Source organism: Streptomyces sp. SM10 (genome assembly GCF_002910915.1).
In the GTDB taxonomy this organism is placed as follows: Bacteria; Actinomycetota; Actinomycetes; order Streptomycetales; family Streptomycetaceae; genus Streptomyces.
The window spans coordinates 172,924-193,411 of sequence record NZ_NEUF01000068.1; the positions used below are offsets into that span (position 1 = coordinate 172,924).

Annotated in this window: 18 protein-coding genes; 6 read left to right on the forward strand and 12 right to left on the reverse strand. The window is 71.9% G+C overall.

Features of this window, described 5'->3' with window-relative positions:
• Window positions 1-28: 28 nt before the first annotated feature.
• Window positions 29-1,549: an alpha/beta fold hydrolase gene (locus B9S57_RS09730; RefSeq protein WP_103515124.1), complete on the reverse strand. Its 1,521-nt coding sequence runs from the start codon at window positions 1,547-1,549 to the stop codon at window positions 29-31.
• Window positions 1,550-1,605: 56 nt separating this feature from the next.
• Window positions 1,606-2,169, reverse strand: coding sequence for a TetR/AcrR family transcriptional regulator (locus B9S57_RS09735; protein WP_103515125.1), 564 nt, complete (start codon window positions 2,167-2,169; stop codon window positions 1,606-1,608).
• A gap of 114 nt (window positions 2,170-2,283) precedes the next feature.
• On the opposite strand from B9S57_RS09735, the gene B9S57_RS09740 reads away from it, so the two are divergent.
• The gene (locus B9S57_RS09740) at window positions 2,284-2,751 is read left to right on the forward strand and encodes a nuclear transport factor 2 family protein (RefSeq protein ID WP_103515126.1); all 468 of its coding nucleotides are present in this window, start codon (window positions 2,284-2,286) and stop codon (window positions 2,749-2,751) included.
• Between the two features lie 115 nt (window positions 2,752-2,866).
• The gene (gene paaK / locus B9S57_RS09745; protein ID WP_103515290.1) at window positions 2,867-4,156 is read left to right on the forward strand and encodes a phenylacetate--CoA ligase PaaK; all 1,290 of its coding nucleotides are present in this window, start codon (window positions 2,867-2,869) and stop codon (window positions 4,154-4,156) included.
• 51 nt (window positions 4,157-4,207) lie between these two features.
• On the opposite strand, the gene B9S57_RS36200 is transcribed toward paaK, so the two are convergent.
• The 3 genes from B9S57_RS36200 to B9S57_RS09760 form a co-directional block, all read right to left on the reverse strand.
• On the reverse strand, window positions 4,208-5,101 hold the full coding sequence (locus B9S57_RS36200) for a class F sortase (protein ID WP_103515127.1): 894 nt from the start codon (window positions 5,099-5,101) through the stop codon (window positions 4,208-4,210).
• Window positions 5,102-5,191: 90 nt separating this feature from the next.
• A complete protein-coding gene (locus tag B9S57_RS09755) occupies window positions 5,192-5,692 on the reverse strand; it encodes a sortase (RefSeq protein WP_103515128.1) in 501 nt (166 codons plus the stop codon).
• A 509-nt stretch (window positions 5,693-6,201) separates the two neighbouring features.
• Entirely contained in the window at window positions 6,202-7,701 is a 1,500-nt protein-coding gene (locus B9S57_RS09760; RefSeq protein WP_103515129.1) for an acyl-CoA synthetase, read from the reverse strand.
• Window positions 7,702-7,992: 291 nt separating this feature from the next.
• Between B9S57_RS09760 and B9S57_RS09765 the strand changes: the two genes are divergently transcribed.
• The gene (locus B9S57_RS09765; protein ID WP_103515130.1) at window positions 7,993-9,858 is read left to right on the forward strand and encodes a serine hydrolase domain-containing protein; all 1,866 of its coding nucleotides are present in this window, start codon (window positions 7,993-7,995) and stop codon (window positions 9,856-9,858) included.
• A gap of 503 nt (window positions 9,859-10,361) precedes the next feature.
• On the opposite strand, the gene B9S57_RS09770 is transcribed toward B9S57_RS09765, so the two are convergent.
• Window positions 10,362-11,936 carry an NAD(P)/FAD-dependent oxidoreductase gene (locus tag B9S57_RS09770; protein ID WP_103515131.1) on the reverse strand — a complete coding sequence of 525 codons (1,575 nt, stop codon included), beginning with the start codon at window positions 11,934-11,936 and terminating at the stop codon, window positions 10,362-10,364.
• 53 nt (window positions 11,937-11,989) lie between these two features.
• On the opposite strand from B9S57_RS09770, the gene B9S57_RS09775 reads away from it, so the two are divergent.
• Window positions 11,990-12,232, forward strand: a complete 243-nt coding sequence (locus tag B9S57_RS09775) for a hypothetical protein (protein ID WP_146057742.1) — start codon at window positions 11,990-11,992, stop codon at window positions 12,230-12,232.
• A 10-nt stretch (window positions 12,233-12,242) separates the two neighbouring features.
• Here B9S57_RS09775 and B9S57_RS09780 read toward each other — a convergent pair whose 3' ends face one another.
• The gene (locus B9S57_RS09780) at window positions 12,243-14,489 is read right to left on the reverse strand and encodes a serine/threonine-protein kinase (protein WP_103515133.1); all 2,247 of its coding nucleotides are present in this window, start codon (window positions 14,487-14,489) and stop codon (window positions 12,243-12,245) included.
• Between the two features lie 35 nt (window positions 14,490-14,524).
• Window positions 14,525-15,412 (reverse strand): oxygenase MpaB family protein, encoded by an 888-nt coding sequence (locus tag B9S57_RS09785; protein ID WP_103515134.1) that lies wholly within the window; start codon window positions 15,410-15,412, stop codon window positions 14,525-14,527.
• Between the two features lie 139 nt (window positions 15,413-15,551).
• On the opposite strand from B9S57_RS09785, the gene B9S57_RS09790 reads away from it, so the two are divergent.
• Window positions 15,552-16,016 (forward strand): hypothetical protein, encoded by a 465-nt coding sequence (locus B9S57_RS09790; RefSeq protein WP_103515135.1) that lies wholly within the window; start codon window positions 15,552-15,554, stop codon window positions 16,014-16,016.
• Window positions 16,017-16,054: 38 nt separating this feature from the next.
• On the opposite strand, the gene B9S57_RS09795 is transcribed toward B9S57_RS09790, so the two are convergent.
• Window positions 16,055-17,209 carry a methyltransferase gene (locus B9S57_RS09795; protein WP_103515136.1) on the reverse strand — a complete coding sequence of 385 codons (1,155 nt, stop codon included), beginning with the start codon at window positions 17,207-17,209 and terminating at the stop codon, window positions 16,055-16,057.
• 70 nt (window positions 17,210-17,279) lie between these two features.
• A complete protein-coding gene (locus tag B9S57_RS09800; protein WP_103515137.1) occupies window positions 17,280-17,486 on the reverse strand; it encodes a hypothetical protein in 207 nt (68 codons plus the stop codon).
• A 212-nt stretch (window positions 17,487-17,698) separates the two neighbouring features.
• Here B9S57_RS09800 and B9S57_RS09805 point away from each other — a divergent pair, with 212 nt between their 5' ends.
• On the forward strand, window positions 17,699-18,520 hold the full coding sequence (locus B9S57_RS09805; RefSeq protein WP_103515138.1) for an endonuclease I family protein: 822 nt from the start codon (window positions 17,699-17,701) through the stop codon (window positions 18,518-18,520).
• Between the two features lie 3 nt (window positions 18,521-18,523).
• On the opposite strand, the gene glsA is transcribed toward B9S57_RS09805, so the two are convergent.
• Both glsA and B9S57_RS09815 read right to left on the reverse strand, forming a co-directional pair.
• Window positions 18,524-19,876 (reverse strand): glutaminase A, encoded by a 1,353-nt coding sequence (glsA, locus tag B9S57_RS09810; protein WP_103515139.1) that lies wholly within the window; start codon window positions 19,874-19,876, stop codon window positions 18,524-18,526.
• A 52-nt stretch (window positions 19,877-19,928) separates the two neighbouring features.
• Entirely contained in the window at window positions 19,929-20,423 is a 495-nt protein-coding gene (locus B9S57_RS09815) for a DUF1269 domain-containing protein (RefSeq protein WP_103515140.1), read from the reverse strand.
• Window positions 20,424-20,488 lie beyond the last annotated feature (65 nt).

The window sequence follows — 20,488 nt, forward strand, 5'->3', positions numbered from 1 at the left end:
GGCGGGCGGGCCCCCGGGGGCCCGCCCGTCAGCCGATGCCGAACGCCCTGAGGGCTGCGAGGAATTCCTCCGGGTTGTCGGTGTGCACGAGGTGGCCCGCGTCGACGGAGACGAACTGCCCACCGGGTATCTGCCGTGCCGCCCAAGCCAGTTGCTCCTGATCGATGGGGCTGCGGGAGCCCCCGACGACCAGTGCCGGAGCGGTGATGTCGCCCAGGCACTCCCTCGCGGCCGGGTCAGGGGCGTTCAGCTGGGCGTCGGTGGAAGGGACGACCTGCCAGTCGAAGTCGAGGTCTCCCGCCGGTCGCTCGGCCGGGGGCCGGGGCGGGTCCAGCGGGAACAGGGGCGGCGCGTCCTCGATGACCAGGGTCCCGATCAGTGCGGGGCTCCGCTCGGCGAGCAGCAGCGCGGCCGCACCTCCCATGGAGTGCCCGATCACCGTGGCTCCGGACAGGTTGCGGGCCTCCAGGAAGGCGTGCAGGTCGTCACGGAAGAGCTCGAAGGAGTATCGGCCGGGCCAGTCGCTCAGGCCATGGCCGCGGAAGTCGAGTGCGTACACCCGGTGACGGTTCGCGAGCTGTTCGGCGATGCCCGCCCAGTCCAGGCTGCTGCCGCTCCGCCCGTGGGCGAGGACGACGGGCGGGGCCGAGGGGGCGCCCCAGGTGCGGTAGGCAAGGCGGATCCCGCCCGCCTGCACGCTCCTGACGTCGGGGTCGAGGAAGGCGGCGACGGCGCGGACGAAGGCGCCGGGGCCGTCCATCCACGGAAAGTGGGCGGCGCCGCGCTGGACGACGAACTCCGCCCGGGGGAAGAGCGCGGCAAGTTCCGCCGCGCGGTCGGGGCTGGGGCCACCGTCGTACTCCCCCGCGAGGACGAGCACGGGCACTCGCAGTTCCCGCAGCGCCGCGACCGTGGCTTCGGTGTCGAGACCGCCCTCGGGGTAGTAGTGCGACGCGGCGGCGGCGTTCCGCTGCACGGGCGACTGGGCGGCGTGCGTCTGGGCGGCCTCGTCCCAGCGCCCGTAGGTGAACGGCCGGATCCCGGCCCAGGCCTCGGGCGTCGCACGTCCCGCCTGGATCTCGTCCAGCGCGGCCCTGGCCTCGGGGTACCAGGGTTCGTGGGCGCGCAGTGCCGCGGCGTCGCGCCGGTCCTGGTCGGTGGCGGGAAGTCCCAGGGTGCCCGTTCCCGGTGTGACGAGGGTGAGTGAGTGCAGCCGCTGCGGGTACTTGGCCGCGTAGAGCGCGGCGAGTTCACCGGAGGCGGAGTGGCCCAGCAGATCGACGCGGTCGAGACCGAGGTGCGCGCGGAGCGCCTCGACGTCCTCGACGAGCCGGTCGATCCGGTACGTCTGCGGGTCCTGCGGGACGGCGGAGTCCCCGGTGCCGCGCAGGTCGAGCAGGACCAGTTGCCGTACGCGGGCCAGACCGCCGAGGTCGCCGAAGTAGCGGGCCGCCCGCATGGGGCCGCCGGGGAGGCAGATCAGTGGTTCGCCCTCGCCCACCAGGTGGTAGGCGAGGGCGGTTCCGTCGTACGTGCTGAAGATCGGCATGGCTGTCATCCAAACAGGGCGGGCGGCGCGGCGCGGGTGCGTACGCCCACAGCGAATCAGGTGACGGTGGTCGGGGCCAGCAGCCGTGCGGCCGCCCGCCCTGCCTGGAGGGCGGGTTCGGGCGTCCCGGACACGGCAGCGGTGACGATCGCGCCCTCGGCGAGCAGGACGTACGCGACGGCGGATTCCTCCGGCTGGCCCGCGGCCACCACCAGACCGGTGACGTAGGTACGGAAGGCCTCCTTGTGGAGGTGTGCGATGTCGGCGACGGAGGCGTCGGCCGCGCCGAGTTCACCGAAGGCGTTGATGAAGGCGCAGCCGCGGAATCCGGGCTCGGAGAACCAGGTGTGCAGCCAGTCGTAGACCGCGAGGACCCGGTCCTCGGGCGAGCCCTGGCAGCGGTCGACATGCGCGGCGAGCCCGGCTCGCCACCGGGTGTCCCGGGCTTCGAGACAGGCGCGGACCAGTGCGGACTTGGAGGGGAAGAGTGCGTACAGGCGTTTGAGGGAGACACCGGAGGCGGCTCGGATCTCGTCCATGCCGACCGCCTGGACTCCACGGGTGTAGAACAGGTCCTCGGCTGCTTCCAGCGCCGAGGACCGCGCGTGTGCGAGATCCACCCTGATTCCCCTTGCCGCCCTGCCCTGCACCTTGCGCGAGAACGCGCGTTCTCCTACCGTACGACACTTACGAGGAGAACGTACGTTCTCCTCCCGTGGCGAAGGAGAGACACCATGAACGCGCAGCCTCTCGCACCACCGTTCACACGGGAAACCGCGGTCGCGAAGGTGCGCCGCGCCGAGGACGGCTGGAACACGAGGGACCCGGAGAACGTCGCGCTCGCCTACACACCGGACTCCCGCTGGCGCAACCGTGCCGAGTGGGTGAGCGGACGGGAGGAGATCGTCGGCTTCCTGACCCGCAAGTGGGCCCGTGAACTCGATTACCGCCTCGTCAAGGAACTCTGGGCGCACGACGGTGACCGAATCGCTGTGCGCTTCGCCTACGAGTGGCACGACGACGCCGGCCGGTGGCACCGCTCCTTCGGGAACGAGAACTGGGAGTTCGACGGCGCCGGACTCATGCGGGTGCGCCACGCGTCCATCAACGACCTGCCGATCGGGGAGGCGGACCGCCGGTTCCGCTGGCCGCTCGGGCGGCGGCCCGACGACCACCCCGGACTCACCGCGCTGGGGTTCTGACCAGGAGTTGTCCACAGGTGACGCCTCCCCCTTGCCAGAACCCCTCACCTCCTGAATTACTGCTCCAAGGAGGCAACCGAATGGTCGGTCGCCGGTCGGCGAGGGGATGATCCGTATGACCGGGCTGCTGGACGCCGGCGAACGGCTGGGCCGCGAAGAGCTCGAAGCCCTCCAGTTGGAACGGCTCCGGGCCACGCTGCGGCAGGCCTACGAGAACGTCGGTTTCTACCGTGCGTCCTTCGACAGGGCGGGGCTGCGCCCCGAGGACTGCCGTACGCTCGCGGACCTCTCCCGCTTCCCGTTCACCGTCAAGTCCGACCTGCGCGACAACTACCCGTTCGGAATGTTCGCCGTGCCGGAGGACCGGGTGCGGCGGATCCACGCCTCCAGCGGCACGACCGGCCGACCCACGGTGGTCGGATACACCGATCGGGACCTGGACACCTGGGCCGACGTGGTCGCCCGCTCGATCAGGGCGGCGGGCGGGCGTCCGGGCCACAAGGCCCATGTGGCCTACGGGTACGGACTGTTCACCGGCGGGCTCGGGGCCCACTACGGGGCGGAGCGCCTCGGCTGCACCGTCATCCCGGCGTCCGGGGGCATGACGTCCCGGCAGGTGCAGCTGATCCAGGACTTCCGGCCCGAGATCATCATGATCACGCCCTCCTACATGCTGACGCTTCTGGACGAGTTCGAGCGCCAGGGCGTCGATCCCCGTTCGACATCGCTGAAGGTCGGCATCTTCGGCGCCGAGCCGTGGACCGAGCAGATGCGTGGTGAGATCGAGGAACGTTTCGCCCTCGACGCGGTCGACATCTACGGGCTGTCCGAGGTGATGGGGCCGGGCGTCGCGCAGGAGTGCGTCGAGACCAAGGACGGGCTGCACATCTGGGAGGACCACTTCTATCCGGAGGTCGTCGACCCGTTCACCGGCGAGGTCCTGCCCGACGGCGAGGAGGGCGAGCTGGTCTTCACCTCGCTCACCAAGGAGGCGATGCCGGTCATCCGCTACCGGACCCGGGACCTGACGCGGTTGCTGCCGGGGACCGCGCGCACCTTCCGGCGCATGGAGAAGGTCACCGGGCGCAGCGACGACATGGTGATTCTGCGCGGGGTGAATCTCTTCCCCACGCAGATCGAGGAGATCGTGCTCCGGACACCGGGGGTCGCCCCGCACTTCCAGCTGCGGCTGACACGGCAGGGGCGGATGGACGCGCTGACCGTACGGGCGGAGGCTCGGACCGGCGCGACGACGGACGAGCGCGAGGCTGCCGCCCTGTCGATCGCGGCGGCCGTCAAGGAGGGGGTGGGCGTGAGCGTCGGGGTGGAGATCGTCGATCCGGAGACCCTGGAGCGGTCGGTCGGCAAGATCAGGCGGATCGTCGACCTGCGGGAGGCCACCTGAGGCAGGCCACCCCCGCAGCGGTCGGCGCGTGGCAGTCAGCGCGCATCCCAGTCAGCGCGTCGCGGTCAGAACTGCGAAGACGACGACGTTGTCCTCGTAACCGGCCTTCTTGCTGTACGCGCCACCGCAGGTGATCACCCGCAGTTCGGGCCGGGCCGAGCGGCCGTAGACCTTCTCGTCGGGGAAGTCCTTCTTGCCGTAGACCTCCACGGCGTAGACGGTGAACACGGCGGTGCGCTGATCCGCCCGGACGATCTCGATGACCGCGCCCTTGCGCACGGAGCCCAGCTTGTGGAAGACGCCGGGACCGAGGCTGGTGTCCACGTGCCCGGCCGTGACGGCGGTGCCCACGGCACCCGGCACGGTCCCCCCGGCGTACCAGCCGGTGAGCACGGGGTTGTTGTCCGGCGGAGGCTCCAGGGCGCCCGCCGTGTCGAGCCCGAGCTTCATCATGGGCGCGTCCACCTTGGCTGCCGGGATCCTCAGCCGGAGCGGTGTCGAGGGCGGGAGCGGCTGCACGGCAGGGTTCGGGGCAGGGGAGCTCCGGGCGGGGACCGGCCCGGCGCCCGGCGCCTGCGGCGTGGGCCTCGCGGGGGCGGGGGCTGCCGGGAGAGGACGCAGAGGCGCAGGGCGGACGGGGGCTTCGGGCAGGAGAACCGGTGGCGCGGTCGGGCGTCGCACGAGGGAAGGCGGTTGAGCGCCGCGCTCGGAGGCCAGGTAGGCGGGGGCCGGCAGGAGCGCTGCGGGGACGGCCGGGCGGACCGCGGCCGGTGGCGCCGGGGCAGCGGGCGCCGCGGCGGCTCCGGACCCCGGTGGCTGTGGCGGTGTGCTGTCGCGCAACCCGCCGGCCACCAGGGCGGTGCCCGCCACGAGTGCCCAGACGAGGTGCTTGACCGCCGGGAACCGCTCGGACGGGGTGGTGCTGGTCCTTCGCCCGGTATCCATCGCATGTGCCTCTGCTTCGCAGCGGGTGGGTGGCGCGTCCGCGGGGACCGGACCGGTGGCGGCCGGTCCCCGCGGACGTACGTCGTACGGTCAGGAACCGGCCTGGGTGGTCCGGCGGCGCATCCTGACCACTCCCCCGGCCACGGCCCCGGCGAGCAGCACGCTTCCCAGCGCCAGCTGCGTGCCCTGGTCGGTGGGGGCTCCGAAACCGGCGTCCACCCCGCCGGAGGGCGCGCGCTCCGCGATCCTGTAGGTGTCCGTGATCATGATCCGCGGCGGACACTTCACCGTGACGGTGTCGGTGCCCGGCTCGGTCCCCCTCGGGATCTCGAACACGCCGACGAGCACACCCTTGCGTTCGCCCTCGAAGAGGTGGAAGGCGCCCGCCGCCTCCGAGGTGCCCTTGCCGTAGGTCTCCTTGCCGCAGGCTCTGGTACTGACGGTGACCTGCGAGCCGGGCGAGGCCTTGGCGGGGCTGATGCGAATGGTCTGGTCGCCTGAGGGGTCGGCCGCCGCTCCGGCGGCCGGGGCCGCGAGTGCGAGAGAGCCCACGGCCAGACAGATACCCGCACCGATGCGTGTGTTGCGCATGAGGATCCTCCAACGGGAGCAGGGTCCGGCCGGTCTGCGCGGCACCTCTGCTGTGCTCCCGAGGCAACCGACAGTCCGTCACCTGCGCAACACGAGGCGCCGCCCGCCACGTCACCCGGCCAGGTGCGCGGCCATGTCACCCGGCGATCGTTTACGCAGGTCACCCGATTCGGACCGTCAGCTGAGGAGGAGTCACGCACAGGACAGCGAACGGGCTAAGGGCCCTGCCCGGCGACGGCGGTCACGGCCTTGCCGATCCCCCTGATCGCTCCTCAGCCGTAACTCACGAACGGCTCTGCGACACCCGTACGACCTCGCCGGCCGAAGGACCGCCGGGGAGCGGAAAAGTGCTGGGTCCGGGGGATTTAGCCCGGACCGACGGAGCCGGCGGAGCGGTGCCGTCCCGTCGCCGCCGCCTCTGCGGCATCCGGCGTGCCGGGTGCCCGGGGCGCTCGCGCGGCGGGGATCCGGCCGCGCGAGTCCGGCCCCGATGCCGTCCCCAGGCGCCGTCAGGAGAACCGGTCCCGCAGTTCCCGCTTGAGGATCTTGCCACTGGCGTTGCGGGGGAGTTCACCGACGAACAGGACCCTCTTGGGGGCCTTGAAGTGGGCGAGTTCCGCGCGGGCGTGCTCGATGAGCTCGACCTCCGACGCCTCGCCCCGGAGCACCACGATCGCGGTGACGGCCTCGATCCAGCGCTCATCGGGCAGGCCCACCACGGCCGCCTCGGCCACCGCGGGGTGGGTGTAGAGGGCATCCTCCACCTGCCGTGAGGCCACGAGCACACCTCCCGAGTTGATGACGTCCTTCACCCGGTCGACGACGGTGAAGTAGCCCTCGGGGTCGCGCACGGCCAGATCACCGGAGTGGAACCAGCCGTCCCGGAAGGCCTCGGCACTCTCCTCCGGCTTGTCCCAGTAGCCCTGGCACAGCTGGGGGGACCGGTAGACCACTTCACCTGAGGTGCCGTCGGGTACCTCCTTGCCGTCTTCGTCGACCACCTTGGCCTCGACGAAGAGCACGGGCCGCCCGCAGGAGTCCATCCGCCCCTCGTGCTCGCCGGGGCCGAGGACCGTGGCGAGGGGGCCGATCTCGCTCTGACCGAAGCAGTTGTAGAACGCCAGGTCCGGCAGTCGCTCGCGCAGGCGCTCCAGGACCGGCACGGGCATGATCGACGCGCCGTAGTACGCCTTGCGCAGACCTCCCAGCTCACGGGTGGGGAACTCCGGGTGGTTGGCGAGCCCGATCCACACGGTCGGCGGCGCGAAGAGGCTGTCAGCCTTCCCTGCTTCGACCAGGTCGAAGATCCGCACAGCGTCCGGGGCGTCGAGGATGGTGTTCTCGGCACCGACCGCGAGGTAGGGCAGCAGGAACACGTGCATCTGTGCGGAGTGGTAGAGGGGCAGCGAGTGCACCGGCCGGTCGGTGGCCCGCAGGTCGAGCGCGGTGACCGCGCTGAGGTACTCGTGGACGAGCGCCCCGTGCGTCATCATCGCGCCCTTGGGCCGGGCGGTCGTACCGGAGGTGTAGAGCAGCTGCACCAGGTCGTCGGCGCCTGGTTCGCGCACGGGGGCGAAGGGGCGCGGCGTGTCCAGTTCGCGGAGGAGGGAGTCCGGCGCGTCGCGCAGCGGCCGTACGGGGCGGCGCTCGGGAACGCGCGGGGCAAGGTCCGGGTCGGTGAGCACGAGGGCGCTGCCCGACTGGCTCAGGATGTAGGCCAGGTCCTCGCCGGTGAGGTTCTGATTGACCGGCACATGGACCAGCCCGGCCCGGGCACAGGCCAGATAGGCGATCAGGTACACGTCCGAGTTGTGGGCGTAGGAGGCCACCCGGTCGCCGGGGACCAGCCCGTGGCCGGCGGTCAGCACCGCGGCCGCCGTGCTGACCGCCTCGTCCAGAGCGGCGTAGGTCCAGGACCGCTCGGCGTACCGTACGGCAGTGCGCCCGGGGGTGCGCCGCGCGCTGCGGGTCAGGACGCCGTCCACTGTGCTGCTGCGTACACCTGTCATGGCGTGATCCTGAGTGGCGCGCGGCCCGGAATCAAGAGGCCGGGGCAGCTGTGTCGGGCCGGGCCCGTCCCGTGGCATCGCCGGATCCGCCCCCCCTCGGCGGCGGGACCGGACGGAATCGGCAGCCAGGACGTCGTAGCTGACGGAACGTCAATTACTTGTCTCCTTCAGGACTCCCACGGCCGGCGACGGTGACAGTAATCTCTGCTTCGGCAGGAAGTTTCATCACCGTACGAGAATTCGAAAGTTACTTTCACTCGGGTGCTTTCGACGTGAGGGGAAGGGTTCCGGATGGCCGGAGACGTGTCGGACCGAGGAATGAGCCGTCGGAGGATGGGCGGCGGGATACTGGCACTGGGCGGGGCGCTCGCCCTCGCCCCGATCCCCTTTGCCGGGGCAGCGGGAGCGGCGGCCGGCGTCGAGCGGGGCGTGGAGCCGTCCGGTGGCGGCACGGCAACGGGAACCGGGACAGGTATGGGGTCAGGGCGGAGCCGACCGACACTGCGCCGTGGGTCGGCCGCGCGTGCCGGGCTGCTGGCGAACCAGCTCGACCAGCTCGTCACCGACGCGGAGAAGTACCTGGACGCCTCCCCCGTGCACCCCTGGTACGCGGGTGCGGTCCTGCTCGCGGGCCGGGGCGGCACCGTGGCCCTGCACCGTCCGGTCGGGAAGGCGGTGCGCTACTCGGCGTACGACGAGAAGACCGACACCGGGGTGGAGTTGCCGCCGGACCAGCAGATCGCGATGGCCGAGGACACGGTCTTCGACCTGGCGTCGGTGTCCAAACTGTTCACCTCGATCCTCGCCGTGCAGCAGATCGAGCGCGGCGAGCTGGAGCTGGAGGCCCGGGTCGCCTCCTATCTCCCCGACTTCGCCGGCGGCGGCAAGCAGGACGTCACCGTCCGTCAGCTGCTCACCCACACCTCGGGCTTCCGTGCCTGGATCCCCCTCTACAAGGAGCCGACCCGCGAGGGGAAACTGCGCCTGATCTGGGACGAGGTCCCCGTCTCGGCTCCGGGCACGGCGTATCTCTACTCCGATCTCAATCTCATCTCCTTGCAGCTGATCGTGGAGAAGATCACCGGCCGCACCCAGGACGTCCTGCTCCGCGAGGAGATCACCGCGCCACTCGGGATGCACCGCACCCGCTACAACCCGCCCGCCTCCTGGAAGCCGAAGATCGCCGCCACCGAGGACGCCCGGCTGCCCTGGTCGGGGCTGGAGCGCGGGATGATCCACGGTGAGGTCCACGACGAGAACGCGTACAGCCTGGGCGGAATCGCGGGCCACGCGGGTGTCTTCTCATGCGCCTGGGACCTGGCCGTACTGGCGCGCACCCTGCTGAACGGGGGTGCGTACGGCCGGTCCCGGATCCTGTCCGAGGAGTCCGTGGAGCTGCTGTTCACCGACTTCAACACCGCTTTCCCCGGCGACGAGCACGGCCTGGGCTTCGAGCTCTACCAGCACTGGTACATGGGTGCGATGGCCACTCCGCGCACGGCGGGCCACACGGGGTTCACCGGGACGAGCCTCGTCCTCGACCCGACGACGGACTCCTTCCTGATCGTCCTGGGCAACTCCGTCCACCCGGTACGCAGCTGGCGCTCGGGAAGCGCGCCCCGGGTTGCCACGGCCAACCGGATGGCGCGAGCCGTTCCCGTACGGCCGGCCCGGGGCGGCACCGCCTGGTTCTCCGGCATGGCGAGTGCGGCCACCGCGACGCTCGCACTGCCCGCGCTGCGCCCCACGGCAGCGCGCCCGTTGCTGAGCTGCGGCTTCTGGTGGGACACCGAGCCCGCTTCGGACCTCCTCGCGCTGGAGTCCTCGTCGGACTCCGGAGTGACGTGGCAGCACGTGCCGTTCACCACCGTGCCGACGGAGGGTGAGCACCCGTGGGAATCCCAGCCGCATCCGGACGGCTCGGCCTCCGGCTGGTCGGGGCGCCTGTGGCACCGGCTGGAGGCGGACCTGAGCACGTTGCGAGGGGGTGAGATCCGTCTGCGATGGCGTTACACCACCGACCAGTTGTACGTCGGGCGTGGGGTGTACGTCGACGGCATCCGGGTCGAGGACGGCGGCCGTACCCTCTTCGACGAGCGCCGGCCGGGTGACGCCCGCCGCATCGAGGCGACGGGTTGGACCCTCTCAAAGGACTGACCTCCTCGGTCGAACGACGGGGCCCGAAGGGGCCGGGGCCATCCGTGCCCCCGGAAGACGTGGCGGTGTGCGGACCGGCATGCGCGGTCCGCACACCGCCACGGGTGACGTCAGCACATGGCAGGCGTTCGGCGTGACGCTCGCCGAGGAGCGGTCCTGCCCGGACCGGGAGAGCGCGGCCCGGACGCCCGCCCCGGCCCGCCCCGGCCCGCCCCGGCCCGCCCCGGCCGACGGATACCCTCATCGCCGCGATACGGCTGTCACGGGGCCGGCCGGTTGTCGCGGCGGTTGCCGCTCCCGCCTCGGCCACGTGTCCGCCCCGCCGCCTCCAGGTTCCCCGCAGGGGCCGCGCACCCCTGCACCCCCGGGGACCGTGGCGGCCGCGCGGTGCCACCCCGCGCGAGCACCCGCAACTCGTTCAGCTTCTCCGCCGCCGACCAGATCGTCAGTCACGCCCAGGGCAAGGGCAAGGGCATGAAGGTACGGCCGGGCAGGGGCCTCGGTCACCGGCCCAGCGCCGCCATGGCGGCGTTGTGGCCCGGTACCCCGCTGACCCCTCCGCCGCGCACCGCACCGGCCCCGCACAGCAGCACGTTGGCGTGGGCGGTCTCCACGCCCCACCGGCCGGTCTCCCCGGTGGCGTAGGGGAAGGAGAGGTCACGGTGGAAGATGTGGCCGCCGGGCAGCCTCAGGTCCCGCTCCAGGTCGAGCGGCGTCTTCGCCTCGATGCAGGGGCGCCCTTCGGCGTCCAGGGCCAGGCAGTCGGCGATCGGCTCGTCGAGGTGCGCGTCGAGTTCGGCCAGCGTGGCGGCGAGGAGGGTGGCGCGTGTCGCCTCGTTGTCCGCCGTGAAGAGCCGGGCGGGGGTGTGCAGGCCGAAGAGCGTGAGGGTCTGGTAGCCGCGGGCCACGAGATCGGGGCCGAGGATCGACGGGTCGGTCAGCGAGTGGCAGTAGATCTCGGAGGGCGGGGCGCCCGGCAGGCGCCCGGCGGCCGCCTCGCGGTAAGCGGTGGCCAGTTGCTCGTACCCCTCGGCGATATGGAACGTGCCGGCGAACGCCCGGTGCGGGTCGACGGAGCGGTCACGCAGCTTCGGCAGCCGCGTGAGCAGCATGTTCACCTTCAGCTGCGCGCCTTCGGCCGGGGCAGGCTGATGCTCGCCGAGGAGCGCGGCCAGCGCCTGGGGCGAGGCGTTGACCAGGACGCGGGCGGCGCCGACGACGTGTTCGCCGCCGGGCGAGCGGACGGTGACCTCGGCGCGGGTCCCGTCGGTCTCGATACGGGTGGCCTCGTGCAGGACGCGGATCTCGGCGCCCGCCGCGCGGGCCGCCGCGGCCAGGGCGTCGGTCAGCGCGCCCATGCCGCCGACCGGGACGTCCCAGTCCCCCGTGGAATTGCCGATCACGTGGTAGAGGAAGCAGCGGTTCTGGACGAGGGAGAGGTCGTGGGCGTCGGCGAAGGTGCCGATCAGCGCGTCGGTGAGCACCACTCCGCGGACGAGGTCGTCGGCGAAGGTCTCCTCGACGGCGACACCGATGGGCTCCTCGAAGAGCATGCTCCAGGCAGCCGCGTCGCCCACGCGTGCCCGTAGTTCCTCGCGGGTCGGCAGGGGTTCGGTGAGGGTCGGGAACACACGCTCGCCGACCCGGCCCGTCATCCCGTAGAAGCGCTGCCAGGCGTCGTACTCCCGGTCGCCGCCGGTCAGGGCGGCGAAGGAGTCCCGGGTGCCCTCACCGCCGATGAGCAGCCCGGTCGGCCGGCCGCCGCGTGTCGCGGGGGTGTACGAGGAGACGGTGCGCTTGCGCACCGCGAAGTCGAGGCCGAGTTCGCGGACGATCTTCTGCGGGAGGAGGGAGACGAGATAGGAGTAGCGGGAGAGCCGGGCGTCGATCCCGTCGAACGGGCGGGTCGAGACGGCCGCTCCCCCGGTGCTGCCGAGACGTTCCAGGACGAGCACCGACCGACCGGCCCGGGCCAGGTAGGCGGCGGCCACCAGTCCGTTGTGGCCACCACCGACGATCACCGTGTCGTAGGCGGCGTGCGCGGGCGTGCCGGGTGAGGCGGTCTCGTCTGCGGGCATGTCCCTTCCTAACACGGGACGATCTCCGTGGACAGGGGTGCCGTGCCCGTGGCGTGGCAGCGGGGCAGGAGCTCTCGCGCACTTCGACGCCTCGGCTTCCGCGTGGCGTGCGGCGCTGCGCGGCGCGGACGACGCGGCGCTCGACGCCGTCGGGGGACAGCACCGAGCCGTACGGCAGTGGCCCGGAGGACTTCTTCGTGGACATCGTGTGGTGGGCCGACCGGGAACTGCTCCACCACGGAGCGGAGATCGTGCTGCTGCGCGATCTCTCCCGCGTGCGGGGTGGTCCGGCCTGAGGCCTGACGGTCAGTGCGGCGGCATCCCGCGCTGCCGGCGCAGGTCGGCGACCCTCCGGTAGAGGTCCACCGCCTCCGTGCTGCGGCCGAGTTGTTCCAGGCAGTGGGCCTCGTCGTTGCGGCTCGCGAGGGTGTCGGGGTGATCGGGCCCCAGAACCCGTTCGCGGATCTCCGCCACCGTGCGGTAGTCGGTGAGCGCGTCGCCCCAGCGGCCGAGCCAGCCCAGACCGACGGCCACCTCGCGTCGGCTGACGAGCGTGTCGGGGTGATCGGGCCCCAGGGTGCGTGCACGGATCGCGCAGACCTCGCCCGACTCGGCGAGCGCCTCCTCCCACCGGGCCATGCGGCCCAGGTTGACGCCGAGGCCGTGCCGGGCCCGGAGTGTTTCGGGGTCGGCGGGGCCGCCGACGCGGGTACGGTCCTCGGCCAGTGTCCGGTAGAGCTCCAGTGCCTCGGCGCTGCGGCCCAGCCGACCGAGGCTGATGCCCACCTCGTAGCGCGCGGACAGGGTGTCGGGGTGGTCGGCGCCGAGCACGGCGGCGCGTGCCTGTGCCACCTCACGGTAGGTCTGCAGGGCTTCGGTCCAGCGCTCCAGCCGGCCGAGTGTGTAGGCCACTTCGTACAGCGTGACGAGGGTGTCCGGGTGGGTCGCTCCCAGAAGACGGCCGCGGGCGTCCGCCACCTCGCGGGCCATGCGGTACGAGTCCTCCAGGCGGCCCAGTCTGCTGAGGTTGAAGGCGAGGTTGTGGCGGCAGCGCAGGGTGTCCGGGTGGTCGGGGCCCATCGAGCGCTCCCGCGAGGCGAGCACCGCAGCGTAGACCTGGTGCGCCTCGAAGTGGCGGCCGAGCTGGCCGAGGACGTACGCCGTCTCCTGCCGGGCCGCCAGGGTCTCGGGGTGGTCGGGGCCGAGGGCGCGCTCGCGGCTCTCCGCCACACGGCCGAACTCACCCAGCGCGTCCGCGGGGTGGCCGGTGCGGCTGAGGCTGAATCCGACCTCGTACCTGCTGGCCAGGGTGTCGGCGTGGTCGGGTCCGAGCACCCTTTCGCGCTCGGCGGCGACCGCGCGGTGGACGTCGCCCGCTTCCTCCCAGTGGCCGAGGCGGCCCAGGTTGAGGCCGGCGCTGTGCCGGCCGGCCAGGGCGGCGAGCAGCCCGGGCTCCGGGCCGGACCGGCCCGCCTCCTCGTGCGGAAGACTGCCCGTGAGTGCCTGTCCGGCGCCGGTGGTCCACGCCCCGGTCAGGGCGGCCGCCCGGTCGATGGCCGCCGTCCCGGGGTACGCCGAGCCGGTCGCCTTGAGCCCGGTGGTCATGTTGCGGGTCCAGGACGGCAGTCGGGGCCGGTGTTCCCCGGGGTGGCGGACCGGGACGGGCGGCGCGAGGCGGGCCCGCCCGGCCACCGGCTGCTCGCCGGTGCGCCCGAGAGCGATGCGCTGGCGCAGGTCACCGGCGTCGGCCGGCCGCTCCCCCGGTGTCTTGGCCAGCAGTTCCAGCACGACCCGGTCGAAGAACCCCGGGAGTTCGGCGCGGTGGGATCGCGGAGGTGCGGGCACGGTGTCGCGGTGCCCGACGAGCACGGCCCAGGCGTCGTCCATGTCGAACGGCGGAACGCCCGTGGCGATCTCGTACAGCACACAGCCCAGGGAGTAGAGATCGCTGCGGTGGTCGACCTCCCCGCCGCTGATCTGCTCCGGCGACATGTAGTGCGGGGTGCCCATCGCGATGCCGGTGCCGGTGAGCTTGGAGGTGAAGCCGATGTCGTGACCCAGCCGGGCTATGCCGAAGTCGCAGATCTTCACCGCGCCGTCGTCGAGCCGCATGATGTTCGCCGGCTTGAGGTCACGGTGCACGATGCCCTGCCGGTGCGTGTAGCCGAGGGCGTCGGCGACCTGCTCCGCGATGTCGACGACGTCGTCCACCGGCAGCGGGTGCTGCTCGTTGTCCTCGAGGAGCTGGCTGAGGTTACGCCCCTCCAGGAGCTCCATGACGAGGTAGAGGACACCGTCCCACTCTCCGAAGTCGTGGACGACGGTGACTCCGCGGTGCTGGAGCGCCGCGGCCACCCGGGCCTCGCGGCGGAAGCGCTCGCGCAGTATGCGGGTGAAGTTCTCGTCGTGCTGCGGGCCCATCGGTTTCAGACACTTGACGGCCACCTGCCGGCCCAGCGATTCGTCGCGCGCACGCCACACCTCGCCCATGCCTCCGCGCCCGATCAGATCGAGCAGCCGGTAGCGGCTCTGGATCAGCCTGGTGTCCGCCATCGCGTGTTGTCGCCCCCGTCTGCATCACTGCCCGCTCACCGCTGCGCCCTCCCCGGCCTGTCCAGTATGGCTGCCTGTCTGCGAAGTCTGTACGGTGCGGGTCGGCTGCCGGGGCCGAGCCGCACCATCGCCTTCGCGATGTGCCCGGGCGGCAGACGCCGGCGGAGGCGGCCGGGAATACCGCGCAGGGCGGTTCCGGCGGTCCGCAGGCGGCGGTCGACCACCGCCTGCGGAGGCGCGGCTCTGCCGTACAACGCGTGGGCGTACGCGGGCAGCGAGTCGTAGGCGAGTGCGGCCACCCGTCGCCAGAGCAGGGCACGTGCGGGCGCGAGCAGCGCGGGGACAGGCGGGTTGCGGAGGAAGTCGTCGACGTCCGACGCCTCCGGCCCGGCGGCGAGCAGCGGCCGGACCTCTTCGAAGTAGGCCCCGAGGGCCCTGGTCGTGGCGGGGACGTCCGGCGGGTCGAGCCCGACGAGGCGGGCGGCCTCCCGCTGCTCGTCGACGTAGCGGTCGGCCTGGGCGGCGGTCAGAGGGAATCCTGAGCGCCGCTCGACCTGGAGGTAGGAGTCGACCTCGGCGCAGTGCACCCAGAGCAGCAGTTCCGGCTCGTCGATGCCGTAGACCTCGCCGGTGACCGGGTCGGTGGCCCTGAGGTGCCGGTGGATCCTACGGACGCGCGCGCCGTACTGCTCGGCGGAGTCCGTGGTCCCGTAGGTCAGCGTGCCGACGAAGTCGGCCGTACGCAGCAGACGCCCCCAGGCGTCGTTCCGGAAGTCGGAGTTCTGCATGACCCCCCGCACGGCGCGCGGGTGGAGGGCCTGGAGGTAGAGGGCGCGGACTCCGGCCACCCACATCATGGGGTCCGCGTGCATCTGCCAGGTGACGGAGCCGGGGCCGAAGAGTCCCGCGTCCGGATCGTTCATCGGCTCGTGCCTTCCGTTCGGCGGTGGAACCGGGGCGTCGTACCGGGGTCGCACGGGGAGGGACGTGGTTCGTAGGATGACGTCCTGTCGCGGTGACATGCATACCGCAACTGCGAGCGTGACGGGGAGGGGTGGGGACGTGCCCAGGTGGGGACTGGTCGTGGAGCAGAACCTCGGCTACGGCCGCCAGGGCAGGATGTGGTCGGTCGGCGTGATGGACCATGTGGAGGGGACGCGCGAGGAGGCGCTCGCGGCGCTCAGGATCCGGGCCGAGCGCTTCGAGCCGGTCCATCCGGCCAACCCGAAACGCCGGATGCTCTACCGCGAGGCGGACGGTTTCCTGCTGGTGGTCGACGGGGTCTGGCAGCCCTTCCACTGCCGGTTCACGGTCGCTGAGCAGCTGTACGACAGTGACGCCCCGGAACCGGTCGCGGCGCAGCCGCCCGTCCCGGTGACGGCACCGGAGGACCCCGACGGGCCGGCGCGCGGGACGAAGGCCGCGTCCCCCGCTCCCGAGACCGCGCCCGACCCCGGGCCCCCGCCCGCCTGGGACGCCGAGGTGCCCGAGGTGCCGTCCTGGCTGGGGCGGGACGACCTCGCCTGACGTCGGTCGGCGGCCGGGACCGACTCTCCTGATCCCGGTCAGCGCTTGACGGCCCGCAGGACGACGAATTTCGGGTCGCCGGCCACGGTGACGCAGTTGCCGAAGATCCGGCGCAGCTGGGTGTGGTAGCCGAGGTGCCGGTTGCCGACGACCCACAGCTCACCGCCCTGGCGCAGCGCGGTTCGGGCTCCGTGGAACATGTTCCTGGCCGTGGCGTCGGTGACCGCCTGGTGCGAGTGGAACGGCGGGTTGGTGAGGACGAGGTCCACGCTCGCCGGAGCCATGTCCGCCATCGCGTCGCCGACGAGGAAGCCGGCCTCGGCGTCCGGCCCCGTGTTGTCGTGGAAGGTCGCCTCGGCTGAGGCGACGGCCTGGTACGACTCGTCGATGAAGGTGACGGCGGCATCCGGGTTGGCGAGGGCGGCGGCCGTCCCCACCACGCCGTTCCCGCAGCCGAGGTCGACGACGCGGTCGGGACCCGTGCGGTCCGGCAGGTGCTTCAGGAAGAAGCGGGTGCCGATGTCCAGGCGTTCGGCGCAGAAGACGCCTGCGTGGTTGGTGACGGTCCGGCCGGAGACCACACCGACGTCGTCGGGCAGGTCGTAGTGGTACGGCCACGGGCTGGGCGTCCTGGGCAGGGCCGGGTCGGGGGTGCAGAAGATGAGGCGGGCCTTCTTCACCGCGAGAGACGTGCGGGTGGGCCCGATGATCCGCTCGAAGAGCTTGAGGGTCGAGGTGTGGATCTCCTTCACCATGCCGGTGCCGATGACGACGGTGCCGGCGTGCACGGCGGGTGCGAGCCTGTGGAGCTGGTCCTCCAGGAGCGCGAGGCTCTTGGGCACCCGGACGAGCAGCAGGTCGACGCGTTCCGGAGGGGGGTCGAGGACCGAGAGCATGCGCACCGCGTCCGGTGCCGCGCCGTTGCGCGCCAGATTGGCCTGGGTGGCGCGCCGGGTGAGGTAGGAATCGGTGATCTGCAGGGGGCCCTGCGCGGCCAGCACCGTGGCGAGCGCACCCCAGCGGTCTCCGACGACGGCCACGGTGCCGGAGGGCAGGACCGGCTCGCTCTCCGCTCCCTCCAGCCGGCGCAGCAGGTATTCGTCGGCGGCGTCCCACGCACGGAGCGGGTCGCGGGGGTTCTCGGGAAAGCGGGCGAGATCGAATTCGCCCTGTGACGTCGTCAAACGGTTCATATTGCGTTCAGGCTAACCGAGGGGCGGGGAGCGTTCCGCATGCTCCCCGCCCCCGGAATGCCGCCCGGGTCTACGGGAGCCGCTTGTCCATGGCCGACCGGCCCTCCTCGGACAGCCTCCGCCTGGCCCAATCGAGGCTTTCGGGGGTCAGGTCCCGCCCGGAGGCGAGCACCAGGTCCTCCGCGGTGGGCTGATCGTTGCCACCGGTGTGCAGCAGACGGTCGGGGGTCACCCCTCGTACCTTCGGTGCGGATACGGATTCGGACTCTTCGCTCATACCGCCTCCTCGTCCTTGCGGCAATTCTCGCGCCGGGGCGGCATCCGCGCATCCGATGTCCCGGCAGGCCCGGAAAACCTGTCACTTGACTTGCACATGATGAATACGCAACGTTCACACGACCGGCACCGTGCGTGTGGAAGGCTCCCGATCGAGCAGACAGCATCCGGCCACCTCGACACCGTTTCGCCGCCCCGGAGAGGACACCCCACATGTCCAGTCGTCGCCGTTTCTACGCGCGTCCACTACTCGCGACAGCCGTCTCGATCGCCGTACTCACCGGCCTCGCCGCCACAGCGCCCGCCGCCACCCCCACGAACGACCCCGCGGCGTCGCCGGCCGCCGCTCTGGACGACACCTACTACCAGGACGCCCTGGGCAAGACCGGCACCGCGCTCAAGAGCTCCCTGCACACGATCATCAGCGACCAGACCACGCTCTCCTACACCCAGGTGTGGGACGCGCTCAAGGCCACGGACGAGGACCCGTCCGACTCGTCCCACGTGATCCTCCTCTACACCGGCCGTTCCCAGTCGAAGAGCACCAACGGGGGCAACACCGGCGACTGGAACCGCGAGCACGTCTGGGCCAAGTCCCACGGGGACTTCGGCACCTCGACCGGACCCGGCACCGACATCCACCACCTGCGCCCCACGGACGTCCGGGTCAACTCCGTCCGGGGCAACAAGGACTTCGACAACGGCGGGAGCACCGTGTCCGGGGCGCCCGGCAACTACACCGACAGCGACTCCTTCGAACCGCGCGACGCGGTCAAGGGCGACGTCGCACGGATGATCCTCTACATGGCGGTGCGCTACGAGGGCGACGACTCCTTCGCCGACCTCGAGCCGAACGACAGCGTGGACAACGGCTCGGCCCCGAACATCGGGCGGCTCACCGTGCTGAAGCAGTGGAGCCAGGAGGACCCGCCGGACAGCTTCGAGCAGAACCGCAACGAGGTCATATTCGACCAGTTCCAGCACAACCGGAACCCGTTCATCGACCACCCCGAGTGGGTCGAGGCCATCTGGTAGAGCTCAGTCCGGCCCGGCCACGACCTCCGCGCAGTGCGCGGCGGCCTCCTCACGGGAGCCGAAGCGCGGGAGGTCCTGGCCGGTCCGCTCCCGGAGCAGGTCCGGCGGACCCAGGCGGTCACCGGGATCGACCACGGCCGCACGCCGCCCTTCCCCGGCGAGCCGGGAGAGCCCGGCGTGCAGCAGTTCGAGGGCGACGGAATCGGTTCCCGTCACCTCACGCAGGTCGAGGACCACCGCACCGGCCCGCTCGGGGCCCGACTCGTCCAGGGCGTACAGCACGCGCTCGGCGGCCGTGAAGTCGAGGGCGCCCTGCGCCGCGACGACCCCGACGCGCTCCCGCGACACGCGCTCCCGCCGCCCGGACGGCGCGGAGGACAGGACGTCCGCGGTGGTGACCAGCGTGACGGTGGAGCCCGGGAGCGCCGGGTTCCTCATGAGGTGCAGCCCGAGGCGTTCCGAGAGTGCGCCGAGCGCCGCGTGGCCGCGCACCGAGGTGCCCGCCGTGTCCAGCAGGGGGCTGTAGGCGGCCAGTCCGAAGCGGGCCGGTCCTGCGGCGATCAGGCCGCCCGACACTCCGCTCTTGGCGGGCAGCCCGACCCGCAGCAGCCAGTCACCGGAGGCGTCGTACATCCCGCAGGTTGCCATCACCGCGAGGGCCTGCGCCGCGACCCCGGCGGACACGACCTTCTCCCCGGTGACCGGATTGACCCCGCCGTGCGCCAGGGTTGCGGCCATCACCGCGAGGTCGACGGCGGTCGCCCGGACCGCGCACTGCCGGAAGTAGGTGTCCACGGCGGCCACCGGATCGACGGGCAGCGTCCCGGTGCTGCGGATCAGATAGGCGAGCGCCCGATTGCGGTCCCCGGTCGCGGCCTCGGATCCGTACACGCCCTCGTCGACGTCCAGCTTCCGCCCGGCGAACCGGCTGAGGCAGGTCACGATGCGGTCGAAGGCGGGAGCCTCGCGGGTGTCGGGGACCAGGGCTGTGGTGACGATGGCTCCGGCGTTGACCATCGCGTTGGCGGGGCGCCCGGTTCCCGGTTCCAGACTGATGGCGTTGAACGCCTCCCCGCTCGGTTCGGCGCCCACCCAGCGGCCCACCTCGTCGAGGCCGAGCGAGGCCAGTGCGAGGGCGTAGACGAAGGGCTTGGACACCGACTGCAGGGTGAACGGGGTCTGCGCCGCGCCCGCTCGGTAGGTGTGGCCGTCCATGCTGACGAGGGCGAGCCCGAAGTCGTCGGGGTCGGATCGGGCCAGCTCCGGGATGTAGTCGGCCCGCCGGCCGTCGCGCACTCCGGCGAAGCGGCGGTGGAGATCGCGCAGTGCGTCGGTGACGGCCTCGGACGCGCTCACCTGGCGCCCTCCGGGTGCCGCGCGGGGCGCGGCGGGAGCGGCCCCTGCCGTGTCACTCCGCCTCGTCGCCGAAGATCTCGCGGAGCTTCGCCTCGCGTTCGGTGTCGAGGTTGCTGTGCAGCAGTTCGGCGCCGTCGCCGGGCAGCGACTCACTGATACGGCTGGGGACCTCGTCCATGGTGAGCAGGAAGAGCGCGGAGGTCCCCGGGGTCACCTTCTCCTTGACCTCGGCGATGAACTCGTCGTCGATCCCGATGTCGGCGAGCCTTCCGCCCAGCGCACCCGCCGCGGCGCCGATCGCGGCGCCCAGTAGCGGCATCAGGAAGATGAGCCCGAAGAGCATCCCCCAGAAGGTGCCGCTCAGCGCGCCGGCGCCGACGAGGTTGATCAGCTGTCCGGTCTTCGGCTTGGAACGCCCGGCCGGCCAGGTCACGACGGCGGCGTCGAGAATCCTGAGCAGCCCCTCCTTCTGGAGAGACTTCAGGGCCGTCTCCACGTTCTCCGCGCCTTCGGCCGACTGGAACTTCCACACAGTGAGCGTGGACATCGCACGCACCTCCGGAAAGCAAGGGAATAACTCGCTCATATTAGGATCAAAAGGTATGTATTGAC

Coding starts and splice junctions, on each gene's coding strand:
- B9S57_RS09730 (WP_103515124.1), bottom strand. CDS start 1,549: ATGCCGATCTTCAGCACGTACGACGGAACCGCCCTCGCCTACCACCTG.
- B9S57_RS09780 (WP_103515133.1), bottom strand. CDS start 14,489: ATGGCGGACACCAGGCTGATCCAGAGCCGCTACCGGCTGCTCGATCTG.
- B9S57_RS09805 (WP_103515138.1), top strand. CDS start 17,699: ATGTCCAGTCGTCGCCGTTTCTACGCGCGTCCACTACTCGCGACAGCC.
- B9S57_RS09815 (WP_103515140.1), bottom strand. CDS start 20,423: ATGTCCACGCTCACTGTGTGGAAGTTCCAGTCGGCCGAAGGCGCGGAG.
- B9S57_RS09765 (WP_103515130.1), top strand. CDS start 7,993: ATGGCCGGAGACGTGTCGGACCGAGGAATGAGCCGTCGGAGGATGGGC.
- paaK (WP_103515290.1), top strand. CDS start 2,867: ATGACCGGGCTGCTGGACGCCGGCGAACGGCTGGGCCGCGAAGAGCTC.
- B9S57_RS09740 (WP_103515126.1), top strand. CDS start 2,284: ATGAACGCGCAGCCTCTCGCACCACCGTTCACACGGGAAACCGCGGTC.
- B9S57_RS09770 (WP_103515131.1), bottom strand. CDS start 11,936: ATGCCCGCAGACGAGACCGCCTCACCCGGCACGCCCGCGCACGCCGCC.
- B9S57_RS36200 (WP_103515127.1), bottom strand. CDS start 5,101: ATGGATACCGGGCGAAGGACCAGCACCACCCCGTCCGAGCGGTTCCCG.
- B9S57_RS09760 (WP_103515129.1), bottom strand. CDS start 7,701: ATGACAGGTGTACGCAGCAGCACAGTGGACGGCGTCCTGACCCGCAGC.
- B9S57_RS09755 (WP_103515128.1), bottom strand. CDS start 5,692: ATGCGCAACACACGCATCGGTGCGGGTATCTGTCTGGCCGTGGGCTCT.
- B9S57_RS09785 (WP_103515134.1), bottom strand. CDS start 15,412: ATGAACGATCCGGACGCGGGACTCTTCGGCCCCGGCTCCGTCACCTGG.
- B9S57_RS09795 (WP_103515136.1), bottom strand. CDS start 17,209: ATGAACCGTTTGACGACGTCACAGGGCGAATTCGATCTCGCCCGCTTT.
- B9S57_RS09800 (WP_103515137.1), bottom strand. CDS start 17,486: ATGAGCGAAGAGTCCGAATCCGTATCCGCACCGAAGGTACGAGGGGTG.